This is a genomic window from Terrabacter carboxydivorans (assembly GCF_039532035.1).
GTDB lineage: Bacteria > Actinomycetota > Actinomycetes > Actinomycetales > Dermatophilaceae > Terrabacter > Terrabacter carboxydivorans.
Window position 1 is genome coordinate 161,365 of the sequence record NZ_BAAARE010000003.1, and the last position, 13,258, is coordinate 174,622.

General features: G+C 71.6%; 13 protein-coding genes and 1 tRNA gene. 8 read left to right on the forward strand and 6 right to left on the reverse strand.

Annotated elements, in window-relative coordinates:
* Nucleotides 1–88: 88 nt before the first annotated feature.
* From ABD297_RS04475 to mscL, 5 genes are all read left to right on the forward strand, one after another.
* On the forward strand, nucleotides 89–1,609 hold the full coding sequence (locus ABD297_RS04475; protein ID WP_344253368.1) for a potassium/proton antiporter: 1,521 nt from the start codon (nucleotides 89–91) through the stop codon (nucleotides 1,607–1,609).
* Between the two features lie 45 nt (nucleotides 1,610–1,654).
* Nucleotides 1,655–2,020 (forward strand): FmdB family zinc ribbon protein, encoded by a 366-nt coding sequence (locus ABD297_RS04480; protein ID WP_344253371.1) that lies wholly within the window; start codon nucleotides 1,655–1,657, stop codon nucleotides 2,018–2,020.
* Nucleotides 2,021–2,093: 73 nt separating this feature from the next.
* On the forward strand, nucleotides 2,094–2,972 hold the full coding sequence (locus ABD297_RS04485) for an S-methyl-5'-thioadenosine phosphorylase (protein WP_344253372.1): 879 nt from the start codon (nucleotides 2,094–2,096) through the stop codon (nucleotides 2,970–2,972).
* Nucleotides 2,972–3,652 carry an SAF domain-containing protein gene (locus ABD297_RS04490; protein ID WP_344253374.1) on the forward strand — a complete coding sequence of 227 codons (681 nt, stop codon included), beginning with the start codon at nucleotides 2,972–2,974 and terminating at the stop codon, nucleotides 3,650–3,652. Before ABD297_RS04485 ends, ABD297_RS04490 begins: the two co-directional genes overlap by 1 nt.
* A 187-nt stretch (nucleotides 3,653–3,839) precedes the next feature.
* Nucleotides 3,840–4,205, forward strand: a complete 366-nt coding sequence (gene mscL, locus ABD297_RS04495; protein ID WP_344253375.1) for a large conductance mechanosensitive channel protein MscL — start codon at nucleotides 3,840–3,842, stop codon at nucleotides 4,203–4,205.
* A 174-nt stretch (nucleotides 4,206–4,379) separates the two neighbouring features.
* On the opposite strand, the gene ABD297_RS04500 is transcribed toward mscL, so the two are convergent.
* The 4 genes from ABD297_RS04500 to ABD297_RS04515 form a co-directional block, all read right to left on the reverse strand.
* Nucleotides 4,380–4,796 (reverse strand): tetratricopeptide repeat protein, encoded by a 417-nt coding sequence (locus ABD297_RS04500; protein WP_344253377.1) that lies wholly within the window; start codon nucleotides 4,794–4,796, stop codon nucleotides 4,380–4,382.
* 87 nt (nucleotides 4,797–4,883) lie between these two features.
* Entirely contained in the window at nucleotides 4,884–8,981 is a 4,098-nt protein-coding gene (locus tag ABD297_RS04505) for an AAA domain-containing protein (protein WP_344253379.1), read from the reverse strand.
* A gap of 145 nt (nucleotides 8,982–9,126) precedes the next feature.
* Entirely contained in the window at nucleotides 9,127–9,666 is a 540-nt protein-coding gene (locus ABD297_RS04510; RefSeq protein ID WP_344253381.1) for an ANTAR domain-containing protein, read from the reverse strand.
* 120 nt (nucleotides 9,667–9,786) lie between these two features.
* Nucleotides 9,787–10,155 (reverse strand): VOC family protein, encoded by a 369-nt coding sequence (locus ABD297_RS04515; RefSeq protein WP_344253383.1) that lies wholly within the window; start codon nucleotides 10,153–10,155, stop codon nucleotides 9,787–9,789.
* Between the two features lie 62 nt (nucleotides 10,156–10,217).
* Here ABD297_RS04515 and ABD297_RS04520 point away from each other — a divergent pair, with 62 nt between their 5' ends.
* The gene (locus tag ABD297_RS04520; RefSeq protein WP_344253385.1) at nucleotides 10,218–10,682 is read left to right on the forward strand and encodes a MarR family winged helix-turn-helix transcriptional regulator; all 465 of its coding nucleotides are present in this window, start codon (nucleotides 10,218–10,220) and stop codon (nucleotides 10,680–10,682) included.
* A gap of 266 nt (nucleotides 10,683–10,948) precedes the next feature.
* Here ABD297_RS04520 and ABD297_RS04525 read toward each other — a convergent pair whose 3' ends face one another.
* Nucleotides 10,949–11,410: an ArsI/CadI family heavy metal resistance metalloenzyme gene (locus ABD297_RS04525; protein ID WP_344253387.1), complete on the reverse strand. Its 462-nt coding sequence runs from the start codon at nucleotides 11,408–11,410 to the stop codon at nucleotides 10,949–10,951.
* A 103-nt stretch (nucleotides 11,411–11,513) separates the two neighbouring features.
* On the opposite strand from ABD297_RS04525, the gene ABD297_RS04530 reads away from it, so the two are divergent.
* Nucleotides 11,514–11,861 carry a metalloregulator ArsR/SmtB family transcription factor gene (locus ABD297_RS04530; RefSeq protein ID WP_344253389.1) on the forward strand — a complete coding sequence of 116 codons (348 nt, stop codon included), beginning with the start codon at nucleotides 11,514–11,516 and terminating at the stop codon, nucleotides 11,859–11,861.
* Nucleotides 11,862–12,043: 182 nt separating this feature from the next.
* A tRNA-Arg gene (locus ABD297_RS04535) sits at nucleotides 12,044–12,119 on the forward strand.
* A gap of 26 nt (nucleotides 12,120–12,145) precedes the next feature.
* On the opposite strand, the gene ABD297_RS04540 is transcribed toward ABD297_RS04535, so the two are convergent.
* The gene (locus ABD297_RS04540; RefSeq protein ID WP_344253391.1) at nucleotides 12,146–13,258 is read right to left on the reverse strand and encodes a tyrosine-type recombinase/integrase; all 1,113 of its coding nucleotides are present in this window, start codon (nucleotides 13,256–13,258) and stop codon (nucleotides 12,146–12,148) included.

The following is a 13,258-nucleotide window of genomic DNA, read 5'->3' on the forward strand; positions in this document are numbered from 1 at the left end:
GCGGATGTCGCACGGATGTCGCGCGGACCGCTCCGCGGCGACGCGGCCCGGGATGGTTGGATTGCCACCACACCTTCAGGAGCTGCCCTTGACCGCACTCGCCGCCATCACGTCGTCGACCATGGACCTCGACGACCTGACGCGTGTGCTCCTCGTGGGTTCGCTCGTGCTCCTCGTGGCGGTCGCGGCCGTGCGCCTCTCGGTCCGCTCGGGCCTGCCGTCGCTGCTCATCTACCTCGGGATCGGGCTCCTCCTCGGCAACGCCGGCGCAGGCATCCAGTTCGACGACGCGTCGATCACGCGGGTGCTCGGCTACGCCGCGCTCGTGCTCATCCTGGCCGAGGGCGGCCTGACGACGTCGTGGTCCAACATCAAGGACTCCGTCGCCCCCGCGGCCGTGCTCTCGACCGTCGGCGTCGTCGTCTCCGTGCTCGTCGTGGCCGTCGCGGCGCACACGCTGCTGCCGCTGTCGTGGACGATCTCGCTGCTCATGGGCGCCATCGTGACCTCGACCGACGCCGCGGCCGTCTTCGCGGTGCTGCGCAACGTGCCGCTGCCCAAGCGCCTGTCGGGGATGCTCGAGGCCGAGTCGGGCTTCAACGACGCGCCGGTCGTCATCCTCGTCGTGGCGTTCGCTGCCCAGGGCGTGCCCGGCGGGACGGCCGACCCGTGGTGGGTGCTCGTGCTGCACGCCGCCGCCGAGCTCGCCGGCGGGGTGCTCGTCGGGGGCGCCGTGGGCTGGCTGGGCGGCCAGATCCTGCACCGGGTCGCGGGGGCGTCGTCCGCCCTCTTCTCGATCGGCGTCGTCGCCCTCACCGTGCTCGCGTATGCCGTGGGGTCGGCCGTGCACGTCTCCGGCTTCCTCGCCACGTACCTCTCGGCGCTCGTCCTCGGCAACATGGGCCTGCCCAACCGCGTCGCGTTCCAGAGCTTCGCCAACGCGCTGGGCTGGATCGCCCAGATCGGCCTCTTCGTCCTCCTCGGCCTGCTCGCCGACCCGACGCGCCTCGGCGAACAGCTCGTGCCGGCCATCGTCATCGGTCTCGTCCTGCTGCTCGTGGCCCGACCGCTGTCGGTGGTCGCGTCGGTGTCGTGGTTCAAGGTGCCCTGGCGCGACCAGCTATTCCTCTCGTGGGCCGGTCTGCGCGGAGCCGTCCCGGTCGTGCTCGCGACCGTGCCGCTCGTCGTCGGCACGCCGGACACCGAGTGGATCTTCGACCTCGTCTTCATGCTCGTCGTCGTCTTCACCATCGTGCAGGCGCCGTCCCTGCCGTGGGTGGCGCGGCGGCTCGGGCTCACCGAGCAGGTGCACTCGGTCGACGTCGACCTCGAGTCGACCTCCCTGATGGAGATCAGCGCCGACGTCATCCAGGTCACCGTGGGACCCGAGTCGCGGCTGCACGGCGTCGCCGTCTTCGAGCTGCGCCTGCCCAAGGGCGCCAACGTGACCCTCATCGTGCGTGGCGGGGAGGGCTTCGTGCCCGAGCGGCTCACGACGATCCGCCACGGCGACCAGCTGCTCGTCGTCACGACCTCGAGGGTCAAGCAGCGCACCGAGCAGCGCATCCGTGAGATCAGCCGCGGCGGGCGTCTCGCCGGCTGGCCGTAGACTGACCCTCGGTCCATTTCTCCCTTCCGACGCCGAGGTTCACCTGTGCCCACCTACTCCTACGCGTGCCAAGAGTGCGGTCACGCCTTCGACATCCGCCAGTCGTTCACCGACGACTCCCTGACGGTGTGCCCGGAGTGCGGCGAGCCGCGGCTGCGCAAGGTGATCCACCCGGTCGGCATCGCCTTCAAGGGCTCGGGCTTCTACAAGACCGACTCGCGTGCGGGTGCCAAGAGCGCCGCGACGCCGGCGGCCGGCGGCTCGGACGAGAAGAAGAAGGACGCCGCGACGTCCTCCTCCGACTCGACCCCGTCGAGCGCGTCCACGACGTCCGGCTCCTCCAGCTCGTCGAGCGCGTCGTCGACGGGATCGTCGGGCTCGGGCTCCAGCACGTCGTCCACAGCCTCCTGAGCCACGGGGACGTTGTCCCCAACCGATGGCGTATGCCGTCCGGCCGGCCGGGCGGCCACCCTAGGCTCCTGCCATGACGACTGAGCAGACGACCGTGCCCGCCCCCGCCGCCTCGGGTGCGCCCGCTCCGGGCGCCCGTGCCGAGATCGGCGTCATCGGCGGGTCTGGCCTCTACGAGTTCCTCGACGACTACGAGACCGTCGACGTCGACACGCCCTTCGGCCGTCCGAGCGACCCGCTCGTCATCGGTGAGGTGGAGGGCCGGTCCGTCGCCTTCGTCGCCCGCCACGGCAAGGGCCACCGCTTCGCACCGCACCGCGTCAACTACCGCGCCAACCTCTGGGCGCTGCGGGCCGTGGGCGTCCGGCAGATCCTCTCCCCCTGTGCCGTGGGCTCGCTCAAGCCGGAGCACGGGCCGGGCACCATCGTCGTCCCCGACCAGGTCGTCGACCGCACGTGGGGCAGGGCCCACACCATCTACGAGGCCGAGGGTCCGGTCGTGCACGTCGGCTTCGCCGACCCGTACTGCCCCAACGGGCGTCGGGTCGCCGTCGACGCGGCCCGGCTCTCGGAGCTGCAGGTCGTGGCCGACGGCACGCTCGTCGTCATCAACGGGCCGCGGTTCTCCTCGCGCGCCGAGTCGCTCATGCACCAGGCCGCCGGTTTCTGCATCGTCGGCATGACGACCATGCCGGAGGCGGCACTGGCCCGCGAGCTCGCCATGTGCTTCACGACGATCGCCATGGTCACCGACCACGACGCGGGCGTCGAGGGCGGCGACGCCGTGACCCACGACGAGGTGCTGCGCGTCTTCGCCACGAACGTCGAGCACCTCACGGGCATCCTGCGCGATGCCATCGGGCAGATGCCGGCGGCCGAGCCGGACGAGACGGCCACCTGCCCGTGCCGTCGCAGCCTCGACGGTCTCGAGCTGCCCTTCCCCCTCCCCTGATGGCCGCGGCGGACGCGGGTTCGCGCTGGCGCCGGTCCCGCGGCCCGGGCGCCTGGCCGGACGGGCCCCGGCGCCGTCGGGCCCGACGGACCCGGTGGCGCCGGTGGGCCGCGGCCGGTCTCGCGGCCCTCGCGGTCCTCGTCACGCTGGGCGCGCTGCGCCCGGTCCCGGCCGGTGGGGCGGGCGTGCCGACCGTGGTCATGCTCCGTGACGTCGCGGCCGGCCAGAGGATCGGCCCCGACGACGTCGCGGTCGCGACGCGGCCAGGCGGTCAGCGGCCCGAGTCGGCGCTCACCCGGTCCGACGCAGCGGTGGGCCGCATCGTCGCCGCGCCGCTCGCCGTGCATGACGTCGTGACGCCGGAGCGCCTTCTCGGCCCCGACCTGCTCGCGGGTCAGCCCGCCGACCGCGTCGCCATCAGCGTCCCCGTCCTCGACGCTGCCTCGGTGGGCGCGCGCCCCGGCGACCACATCGACCTCTACGCCACCGGCACAGGCACGAGGACCGCCAGTGACGTGGTCGTCCTCGCGGTGCACGACGCCGAGGAGTCGACCGGTCTGGGCATCGGAGCTCCAGCACGCGTCACCTTGTCACTCGACCCGAGCCAGGCCGCCGAGGTTGCGCGGGGCCTCAGCGCGCTCGCGGCAGGTCAAAGTCTCGTCATCGCCATCCGGCATTGAGCACGAGCCCCGCAGTAGGCTCGAAACGCCCGGGTCGCTCGTCACACGAGCCACTCTCGTCGCAACGCCGCACGCGGGCCGCATGCTCAGCACGGCCAGGCAGGACCCTCGGGGACGAGTCGACACCCACCGCATCCCCCTCGAGGCACCGAGATGCCCCCTTCCAGGGGCACAGAAAGGGACGCTCATGATCAAGGGTTTCAAGGATTTCCTGATGCGGGGCAACGTCGTTGACCTCGCTGTCGCAGTCGTCATCGGCACGGCGTTCGCCAAGGTCGTCGACGCCTTCGTCGCCGTCATCATGGACCTCATCGGCAAGGTCGGCGGCACGCCCGACTTCTCCAACTGGACGCCGGGCGGCGTGAAGTTCGGCGCCTTCCTGACAGCGTTGATCAGCTTCGTCATCGTCGCGGCCGCGGTCTACTTCATGGTCGTCGTGCCGATGAACCACCTTGCGGCCCTGCGCAAGAGGGGCGTCGAGCCTGAGCCGGAGGCGCCGTCCGAGGAGATCATCCTGCTCACCGAGATCCGCGACAGCCTCCGAGTCCGCTGACCTCACCCCACGCACGACGGTGCCCACTCGACCCCAGGTCGAGTGGGCACTGCCCATTCCCCCACCAAGAACGTCGAGTGGCCCCCGTCGTCACGCAGGAGACGCCTCCAACGTCGAGTGGCCCCACCGTCACAGCTGTGACGACGGGGCCACTCGAGCGTGGCGGTGGGCGGGTCAGGCTGGGTCGGTCGCCGGGGTGGCGGCGCTGCCGTAGGCCTGCGGGCGCTCGTAGTCGCCGAGCACCTCGGCCAGCGCCAGCGGACGGGCGGCCTCGGCGTGACGACCAGCGCGCTGCAGCGTCCGACCGAGGAGCAGGTGCGCATAGGAGTCGGTCGGCGACTGCTCGATGACCTGGTTCAGCGTCGCCTCGGCGCGCCCGAGCTGGGCGGACTGGAAGTAGGCGCGCGCCAGCATCAGGCGCAGGTCGGTGACCGAGTGCAGCACGGCGTCGGACTCGGTCGAGCCTTCGCGGGACGACTCGACCTCGTCGACGAGCTCGGCCAGTGCGGTGGCCGCGGCCGCGTGATCACCTCGCTCGAAGAGACCCTCGGCCCAGGAGAGGCGCAGCGAGAACGGAGTCGTGGTGTTCATGAGCCACTCAACGCGGCGCGGCGTCGCGGCATTCCGCCGGCATCCCGAGCAGTCGTGCAGCCCGAGCCCGCCGGCGGATGGCGTCGGTCACTCGTAGTGCGGTGGTCGCTGCTCCTGCAGCCAGCGGTCGCCGAGGCCGGAGCCGGACGGCCGCTCGCCCCACCCGAGGTCGAGCTCGTCGCTGCTGCGACCGAGCGCCGCACCCGGCTCGCTGGCATCGCTCTCGGGCGTCGTCTCGGCTGCCGTGCCCTTCCGGAAGACGCGTCGACGCTTGCGCTTCGGAGCCGGGGTCTCGACCGGCTCCGGAGCCTCGGCTGCGACCGTCTCGCCCGAGTTCGCGCCGTCGGTCGGCGCGCCATGGTCGCCCTCGGAGGCGTCCACGACGACCTCATCGGGTGCACCGTCCGATGACGACTCGGTGGACTGGTCCGCGACCGGAGGCGAGGCCGTGCGAGCCAGGTTGACGATGCGGGCGATCTCTCTGGCGGGGTCGCGGAACACGTCGGTGCTCCACACCCGCTCGTGCACCCAGCCGAGACGTGCGAGCTGCTCCGGGCGCAGGCGGTCACGGTCGCGCGTGCTGCGCAGGGCGGCATACCGCTCCCCGTCGGTCTCGACGGCGATGAGCGCGCGCCCGCGGTGGTAGGGGTCCTCGACGGCGATGTCGATGCGGTGGCTCGCCGTGCCGTAGTCCTCGTGGACGGTGAGGCCGTGGCGGCGCAGGCGCTCTGCGAGATCGTGGCGCAACGGGTCGGTGCTGACGGTCGCCGTCGCGAAGAGCGTGTCCTCGTCGCCGGCTCCCCCGCCGGTCTCGGCGTAGGCGAGGAAGTCGCGCAGCATCAGGGCGCCGCGGGCCTTGAGGCGACCCGGGTCGAGGTCGATCGCCCGCAGCGCCGACACGACCGTCATGCGTGACCGGGCGCGGGTGATGGCGACGTTGAGGCGCCGCTCGCCGCCCTCGTTGTTGAGCGGGCCGAAGCGGTGCAGCACGCGCCCGTGCGGGGTCTTGCCGTAGCCGATCGACAGGATGATGGCGTCGCGCTCGTCGCCCTGGACGCGCTCGAGGTTCTTGACGAAGAAGCGCTCGGCCCGCGCGTCGTCGAAGAAGGCGGCGACGTCGGGCGCGGTGCGCAGGGCCTCGGTGATCGCTTCCTCGAGCCGGTCGGCGTGCTTGATGCCGAGCGCGATGACGCCCAGCGACTCGCCGGGCCTGGTGCGCGCGTGCTCGAGGACGAGCTCGACGACACGGGCGACCTCACCGTCGGTCGTCTCGATGGTGTCGACGCCGGGCTGGACGACGGCCTGCCCGTCGACCGGCTCGAAGGTGACCGCAGAGTCGAGGGAGGTGCCGGGGAAGGTCGTGAGGCGACCGTCGTACATCGCCTCGTTGGCGAAGGAGATGAGCCGCTCGTCGCGGCTGCGGTAGTGCCACGTGAGGTTGCGGGTCGGCAGCGCGGCCGCCAGCACGTCGAGCACCGACTCGAAACCCTCGGTCAGGGTCTCGTCGGCCGGGGCCGCCTCGGACTCGTCGTCGGACACGACGGTGAAGAAGTTGGTCGGCGGCAGCTGCCGCTCGTCACCGGCGACGACGACCTGACGGGCGCGCGAGATGGCCGAGATCGCCTGGGCCGGCTGCACCTGCGACGCCTCGTCGAAGATGACGACGTCGAACCAGCGCCCCGGGGGCAGGGTGGAGGCGACGACGAGGGGGCTCATCGCCCAGCACGGCTTGATCGCGGTGAGGGTCGAGGAGGCCACGTTCATGAGGTCGCGCAGGGGCCGGTGGCGGCGAGCCTTGCCGGCCTCGGCCCGGACGAGCGCCTCGTGGGCCGGGTGGTCGGCCAGGATCTCGCGGACGTTGCGCGCGACGGCGGCGCGCACGCGCTCGACGGTGGCCGCCTGGTGGGCACGGTCGGCGTCGGCGAACTCCGCGACGTCGCGACGCAGCCCGGCACCGTCGTGGGCGCCGTATGCCGGGTCGCGCACCGTGATCTCCTGGGCGAGCGAGGCCCACCACACGTGCTCGACCTCGGCCGTGACCTGGTCGGTGGGGATCCCGCGGGCGGCGAGGTCGTCGACGACGACGCCGAGCCCGGCGGCCCGCAGCTCGTCGAGGGCGGCCGTCACCTGCGGCAGCACGGCGATGCGGTCGGGTCGGCCGGCCAGGGCGGCCAGCCGCTCGCGCAGGTCGCTCAGCGGAAGGGAGGTCAGCGTCTGCCCGTCGGGACCGGGCTGGAGCCGCTCGTCGAGCCACTCGAGGTCGGCGGTGAGCCCGGCGAAGAGTGCGAGCCCCTCGTCGAGGCGCGGCGAGATCTCGGGCCGGCCGCCTCCGCCGACGAGCTCGAACCAGTGCTCACGCTGCTCGCTCGCCGACACGAGCTCCTCGTGCAGGTTGGCCGGCGGGCGCCCGGGCCGGAGCAGGCGCTTGGTCTGCTGCCGGATGCGCACCCGGTCGAGCCAGCCCATCTCGACGTCGCGAGCCTCGCGCCAGTCGCGGGTGGCCGTGGCGGCGATGTGCTCCTTGAGCGGGATGTCGAAGACCTCGGGACGGAACACCTCGAGCGTCTCTCGGACGCTGGCCATCGTCGCGAACGCCGACTTCCAGTCCGCTAGCGAGTTCGCTTCTGGCACATGGGATTCCGACAGGATGCGGTTGAGCTGGCGAGCGGCGTCGTCGAGCCCGCTCGTGCTGTGCTTGGTCGTGATGTCGAGGGCCCGCGAGGCGTCGTCGGCGCTGAGGATGCGGGCGCCGAACCACGGGTCGTCGCCGTCGCGCGTCCAGGCTCCGAGCCCGGCGGCGTCACGCAGGCGCCGGCCCAGCTCGACCGCGCGGGTGCGGCTGAGGCCGGCGAGCTCGCGGCTGGCGAGGCGCACGTGACAGGTCGGCGGGGGCGTGCGCGTGCCGAGCTCGACGAGAGCCTCCTGCGCCTCGTGCGCCGAGACGCCCCACGGGTCGCGCACGGCGTGCAGGGCCTCGACGTGTCGCTGCAGCCGGGAGCGACGCTCCCGCAGGGTCGAGGTCGTGCGGTCGCTGTCCGGCGCGTCGTTCTCGATGGCCGCCTCGAGGCTCCTCGCGAACTGCTGGGCCGTGGCGCGCTTGTTGGTGGGGCCGTCGTAGGCGTCGAGCACGAGGTCGCCGAGGCCGAGGCGGTCGAGGCGACTCAGCACGGCGTCGATGGCGGCGCGCTTCTCGGCCACGAAGAGGGTGGACTTGCCCTCCGCCGCGAGCGAGGCGATGAGGTTGACGATGGTCTGTGACTTGCCCGTGCCGGGAGGTCCCTTGACGACGAGGTGGGCGCCGGCGCGTACGGCGTCGATGGCCGCGTGCTGGGAGGAGTCGGCGTCGAGCACGAGGTACTCGTGCTCCGGGTCGGGGTCGGGCTCGCTGTCTGGCACGCGGAGCCGCACGGCGGCGAGCGCCGACTCGTCGCCGGCGAGGGCCGCGACGACGTCGTGGTCGGCGAGGGCCGCGCCCTGCAGGGCGAGGTCGGCGACCATCGGCAGCTTGGCGTAGGAGAAGGTGCCGAGCACGAGCCGTGGAGTGATCTCGAAGTCGGGGACGCGCTCGCAGAGGTGGCCGAGGGCGGCATACACGGGGTAGGGGTCGAAGCCGTTGCCGGCGCTGGCGAGGTCGGCGAGCGCGTCGGCGTCGATCTCGATGCCCTGCTCGGAGCGGAGGTACTCGCGCAGCACGGGGTTGAACTCCGCCTCGGGCCCGAGGTCGAGCTCGAAGTCCTCCTGGGCGGCGCCGGTCGGGCGCAGCACGCACGAGCGCAGCAGCACCGGGGAGGCCGGCGGCCGCGCGGCACGCGGGACGGACCAGGTCGCCATCCCGATGGCGATGAAGCCGGCGGCGATGCCGCGCTCCTCGCGCAGCTCGAGGGCCTTCGACCGGATGGCGCGTGCGCGGCGCCTCGCCTCCTCGAAGGCGGCGGGCTCCCGCACGAGGTCGGAGAGGCGGGTGCGACGCCCGGCGAGCAGCATCGAGACCCCGCCCGGATGCGCGGTGGTCAGGTCGAGCGTGCCCGAGGGGAGGTCGCGGTACCACAGCAGCGTGTTGCGTCCGCCGAGGTCGACGAGCGTGCGCTGCCACGTCTTGACGGCCGCCGCGACCCGGTCGGCGCGCGGGTCGCCCGAGGGCGACTCCGCCGGGAGGGCAGGGTCGGTCCTGAGGGCGTCGGTCATTCCAGCAGGCTAACCAACGAACCCCGGTAGTCCCGCCAGCGACAGACCACGCAGCGGAGGAATCGCGGGCAGGTCGGGGAGAGTGGGCTGCGCTTCCCGGCATACGGGATCCAGCGGTGGCCTCTCCAGGCACGCACGGAACGGGCTAGACGGCCTCGGCGTCCTCGGCCAGGCCCAGCGACTCAGCGGGCAGCAGCGACACGTCCCCGGTCTCGACGATCTCGTCGGCCACGAGGCGCAGCTTGCGGTTCGTGTTCTGGCTCGCCGTGCGCAGGAGGCCGAAGGCGGCCTCCTCGCCCACCTTGCGCGCCAGCATGACGATGCCGATGGCCGCCCCGATGCGGCGCGACGTGCGCAGGGCGAGCTGGAGCTGCGTGGTCAGCTCGTCGCGGACGAGACCGGCGGCCTGGAGCTCGAGGAGCAGCTCGTGGTCGACGACAGCGGCCTCCTCGAGACCGTCGATCCTGCGGCGGTCCTCGTCGACACGTCCCTCGAGCCCGTCCACGCGCTCCGACGACTCCACCGAGCCGTCGATGAGCTGGTCGATGTCCGATCTGTTGACGGTGATCTGGGCCCGCAGCTCGTCCACCTCGCTCTGGAGCTCGGACGAGACCTCGGACTGGACTTCAGGCTTGACCTCGGACTGCACCTCGGGCTCCTGCAGGGACTGAGCACGTTCACCCATGCCGTCATTATGGCCGATGGCGCCCTTCCCACGGCGCGCTAGGCCGCTGCCCTCCTCACCCCGGCTAACCGCAGCTGCGCGACCTCAAGGGCGGGGCAGAGCGGGATTCGGCGGCGCGGGTCAGGCGCGGTCGTGAAGGGTCACCTGGTAGCCGTCGGGGTCGGCGAAGGTGAAGGTGCGGCCGAAGGGGCCGTCGACCGGCGCGGTGACGATGGTGTGGCCGTCGGCGACCAGGGTGTCGTGGATGGCCTGGACGTCGGTGGCGTGCAGCCAGATCGCGGCTCCGATGCCCGGCTGGGCGACAGACGCCAGGTCGGTGCCCGGCACGACGTCGCGCAGCGCGAAGGCGATCGGCTTCGTCTCGAAGACGACGGCGTGCGGAGGTCCGGCCGGGGATCGGACCAGACCGAGGTACTGCTCGTAGAACGCCTGCGAGGCGGCGAGATCGCGCGCCTGGAAGGAGATGAAGTCCGGACCGGTGACAGGCATGATGGTTTCTTTCTCGTCGTGTCAGTTATCTGACACAGACGAAGGTATGTCAGACTCCTGACATGAGTCAAGAGCGCGACGACGAAGGCGTCGACCTGGAGACGTCCCTGGGCTACCTGCTCAAGGAGGCGTCGAGCGCCCTCCGAGCAGCCATGGAGGAGGTGCTGCGCCCACTGGGGATGACGGTGACGCACTACTCGTGCCTCGAGCTGCTGGCGCAGCGACCGGGCCTGTCGAACTCCGAGCTCGCCCGCGGCGCGTTCGTGACTCGTCAGTCGATGAATGTGCTGCTCCATACCCTCGAGCGCGACGGTTACGTGACCAGGCCCGCCGAGGCGCCCATCGGCAAGGCCCTCCCCACGCGGCTCACGCCTCGCGGCCGACGGAGCCTTGCCAAAGCGACTGCAGCCGTCCGGTCCGTCGAGGTCAGGATGCTGAGCGGCCTGACCGACACCGAGAGGGCCGACGCGCTCCGGATCCTGCGGAGCATGGTCCGGTCCCTGCGCGAGGGGGGGAACGGGTCTTAAGTCGCGTTCCGCCGCATGGCTGCATGGTGCGCACCACGTTGGCCGCCCCCAAGGCCGGGCTTGCAGCGAGAGTTACAGCGCTCGGTGCAGCACGGGTTACGGCGGGAGTTCCGGCCATGCCCCGCCTCGTGGCGTATGTCTGGAACGGCTCGACCTGGTCTGACGCCGCCATGCCGTAGGGGTGTCGCCGGACGTCTGGGTCGCCCCCAGTGCGCTCAGGGAACGCGGAAGCACTCTTGCTGTCATGGCGATGAGCGGGCGCCTGGCTAGCAGCAGGCGCTGGCCGTGGGAGCCGCCTGCGCCGCGGCCTCGCTGACGCCGCAGCAGGACTCCGTGGCGGGCCCAGGCCCGCTGAAGGTGAGGCTGTCCGCCAGCACGGTGTACACCTCCCAGCGCTCACCATTCGGGGCGCCCTCGACCCAGAACTTGTCCTGCTTGGCGTAGCAGCATGTGGTGCCCCGCTCGTCGATGGTGGCCAGCCCATGCCCGGCGAGTCGGGCCTGCTCGGCGTCGACGGCATCGACGTCCGCGACCTCGACGCCGAGGTGATTGAGGCTGCCGCCCTGTCCGGGGTTCTCGATGAGTACGAGCTTGAGCGGCGGCTGCGCGATGGCGAAGTTGGCGTAGCCGGGACGGACCTTGGCCGGCTCGGCGTCGAACAGGGTCGAGTAGAAGGCGATCGAGGACTGAAGGTCCTCGACGTTGATGGCGAGCTGGACGCGGCTCATGGTGGGCGACTCCTTCGAAGATAGACGACTGTCGATGTCTTGTGGTTCGAAATTGCCCTCAGGAATCGACATCTGTCAATATTTGCGGGTGTCGAACTCTCGGATGTTGACTCTCACGCCGGTCGAGGCCGTCGCTTGTTGCTCCCCGCTCAGCCGTGAGCCGCTGAGCCAGGAGGCCGCGGAGCGCGTCGCCCCGATGCTCAAGGCGCTGGCCGACCCGGTGCGCCTGCGCCTGCTCTCGCTCGTGGCCTCGCATGAGGGCGGTGAGGCATGCGTGTGCGACCTCAACGACGCGTTCGAGCTGTCGCAGCCGACCATCAGCCACCACCTCAAGGTCCTGCACGAAGCCGGCCTCCTCGACCGGGAGAAGCGCGGCGTCTGGGTGTACTACCGGTCCAGCCCGACGGCCCTGTCGGCTCTGGGAACGCTCATCGCCGGCGACCGCTCGTGAGGCTGCGCCAGCAGGTCGAGGCCGAGTTCCTCGGCAGCGCGTTCCTCCCGGCCATAGCCAGGCGCGGGCTTGCCGCCAGGGTCCAGTAGCCTGTCCACGTTGGCCGGCCCGTGGTCGTGGTTACAGCGAGGGTTACAGCGTTCGTTGCAGCACGGCTTCCATCGAGGGTTCAGCCATGCCCCGCCCTCGTAGCTCAGGGGATAGAGCACCGCTCTCCTAAAGCGGGTGTCGCAGGTTCGAATCCTGCCGGGGGCACCACACGTTTTCGCAGGTCAGAGGCGGTGTCACTCATCCACCTCTCCCCCCTCGATCAGCCCGACCGGCCCGTTGCGGCACATCTGTGGCACATGGATGTCCAGCGAGAGGGCCACAGCGTCGAGGTCGTCGGGGAACAGACCCGCGTAGATGTCGAGCGTCATCGCGGCCGACGCGTGGCCGAGCATCTGCTGGATCGCCTTGACGTTGGCGCCGCCGCGGACTGCGAGCGAAGCAGCCGTGTGGCGCAGGTCGTGCGGCGTCACCCCGACGAGGCCAGCAGCCGCGCAGGCCGGGTCGAACACTCGACGGCGCCAGTTGTTGAGGATGATCGGGCCACCCATCGCGGCCGGGAACAGCAGGTCGTCGCGCTCCTTGCCCTGGCACAGGCCGACCAGCGCAGGCATGAGGGCGGGCGGCACCGGGACCGACCGGGTGCGATGGGTCTTCGGCGTCGAGAAGACCATGGTCGAGCCGACGCGGGTCACGCTCTCGGAGACGGTGAGGCGGCGCCGCTCGACGTCGAGCCGGGACACCTTCAGGGCGGCGAACTCCCCGAACCGCAGGCCGGTCAGGCCGAGCACGGCGATCGCCAGGCCATGCGCCCCAGCGGCGTCGACGAGCCGGGCGAGCTCCTCCGGGGTCAGGAACCGAGGCTCGCGCCGGACCTGCCTCGGTAGCCGGACGCCCTTGGCCGGGTTCCTTGCGATCCGCCCGTCCTGCACCGCCCCGTCCAGCACGAGCGACGCCACGAGGTAGATCTTGCGGACCGACCCCGCCGACAGGCCCGACGACGCCAGGTCACCGACCCACCCCGCGACGTCGGAGTGGGCGATCCGCCCGATCGGCCACCCACCCCACTGCGGCAGCACGTGCGTCCGGAGCGTGTCGCGGTACCGGTCGGCCGTCGAGGGCTTGAGGTGCGCCAGTCCCCTGCCCCACGTCTCGGCGTACGCCGCGAACAGCAGCTTGCCGGCCGCAGGGTCGATGTACGTGCCGCGATAAAGGTCGGCCATCAGCGCCGCCAGGAACCGGTCGGCATCGACCCTGCGACCGAAGGACTTCTTGCGCTGCCGCCCAGACGGGTCGCGCCAGCGAGCGAGCCACCGCCCGTTGCGACTGTCCTTGACGACGTGGGCCAC

What these genes read in the sequence shown, in the direction of transcription:
- ABD297_RS04520 (WP_344253385.1), top strand. Translation starts at nt 10,218, where the DNA reads ATGAGTCAAGAGCGCGACGACGAAGGCGTCGACCTGGAGACGTCCCTG.
- ABD297_RS04485 (WP_344253372.1), top strand. Translation starts at nt 2,094, where the DNA reads ATGACGACTGAGCAGACGACCGTGCCCGCCCCCGCCGCCTCGGGTGCG.
- ABD297_RS04490 (WP_344253374.1), top strand. Translation starts at nt 2,972, where the DNA reads ATGGCCGCGGCGGACGCGGGTTCGCGCTGGCGCCGGTCCCGCGGCCCG.
- ABD297_RS04530 (WP_344253389.1), top strand. Translation starts at nt 11,514, where the DNA reads ATGTTGACTCTCACGCCGGTCGAGGCCGTCGCTTGTTGCTCCCCGCTC.
- ABD297_RS04525 (WP_344253387.1), bottom strand. Translation starts at nt 11,410, where the DNA reads ATGAGCCGCGTCCAGCTCGCCATCAACGTCGAGGACCTTCAGTCCTCG.
- ABD297_RS04510 (WP_344253381.1), bottom strand. Translation starts at nt 9,666, where the DNA reads ATGGGTGAACGTGCTCAGTCCCTGCAGGAGCCCGAGGTGCAGTCCGAG.
- ABD297_RS04505 (WP_344253379.1), bottom strand. Translation starts at nt 8,981, where the DNA reads ATGACCGACGCCCTCAGGACCGACCCTGCCCTCCCGGCGGAGTCGCCC.
- ABD297_RS04515 (WP_344253383.1), bottom strand. Translation starts at nt 10,155, where the DNA reads ATGCCTGTCACCGGTCCGGACTTCATCTCCTTCCAGGCGCGCGATCTC.
- ABD297_RS04500 (WP_344253377.1), bottom strand. Translation starts at nt 4,796, where the DNA reads ATGAACACCACGACTCCGTTCTCGCTGCGCCTCTCCTGGGCCGAGGGT.
- mscL (WP_344253375.1), top strand. Translation starts at nt 3,840, where the DNA reads ATGATCAAGGGTTTCAAGGATTTCCTGATGCGGGGCAACGTCGTTGAC.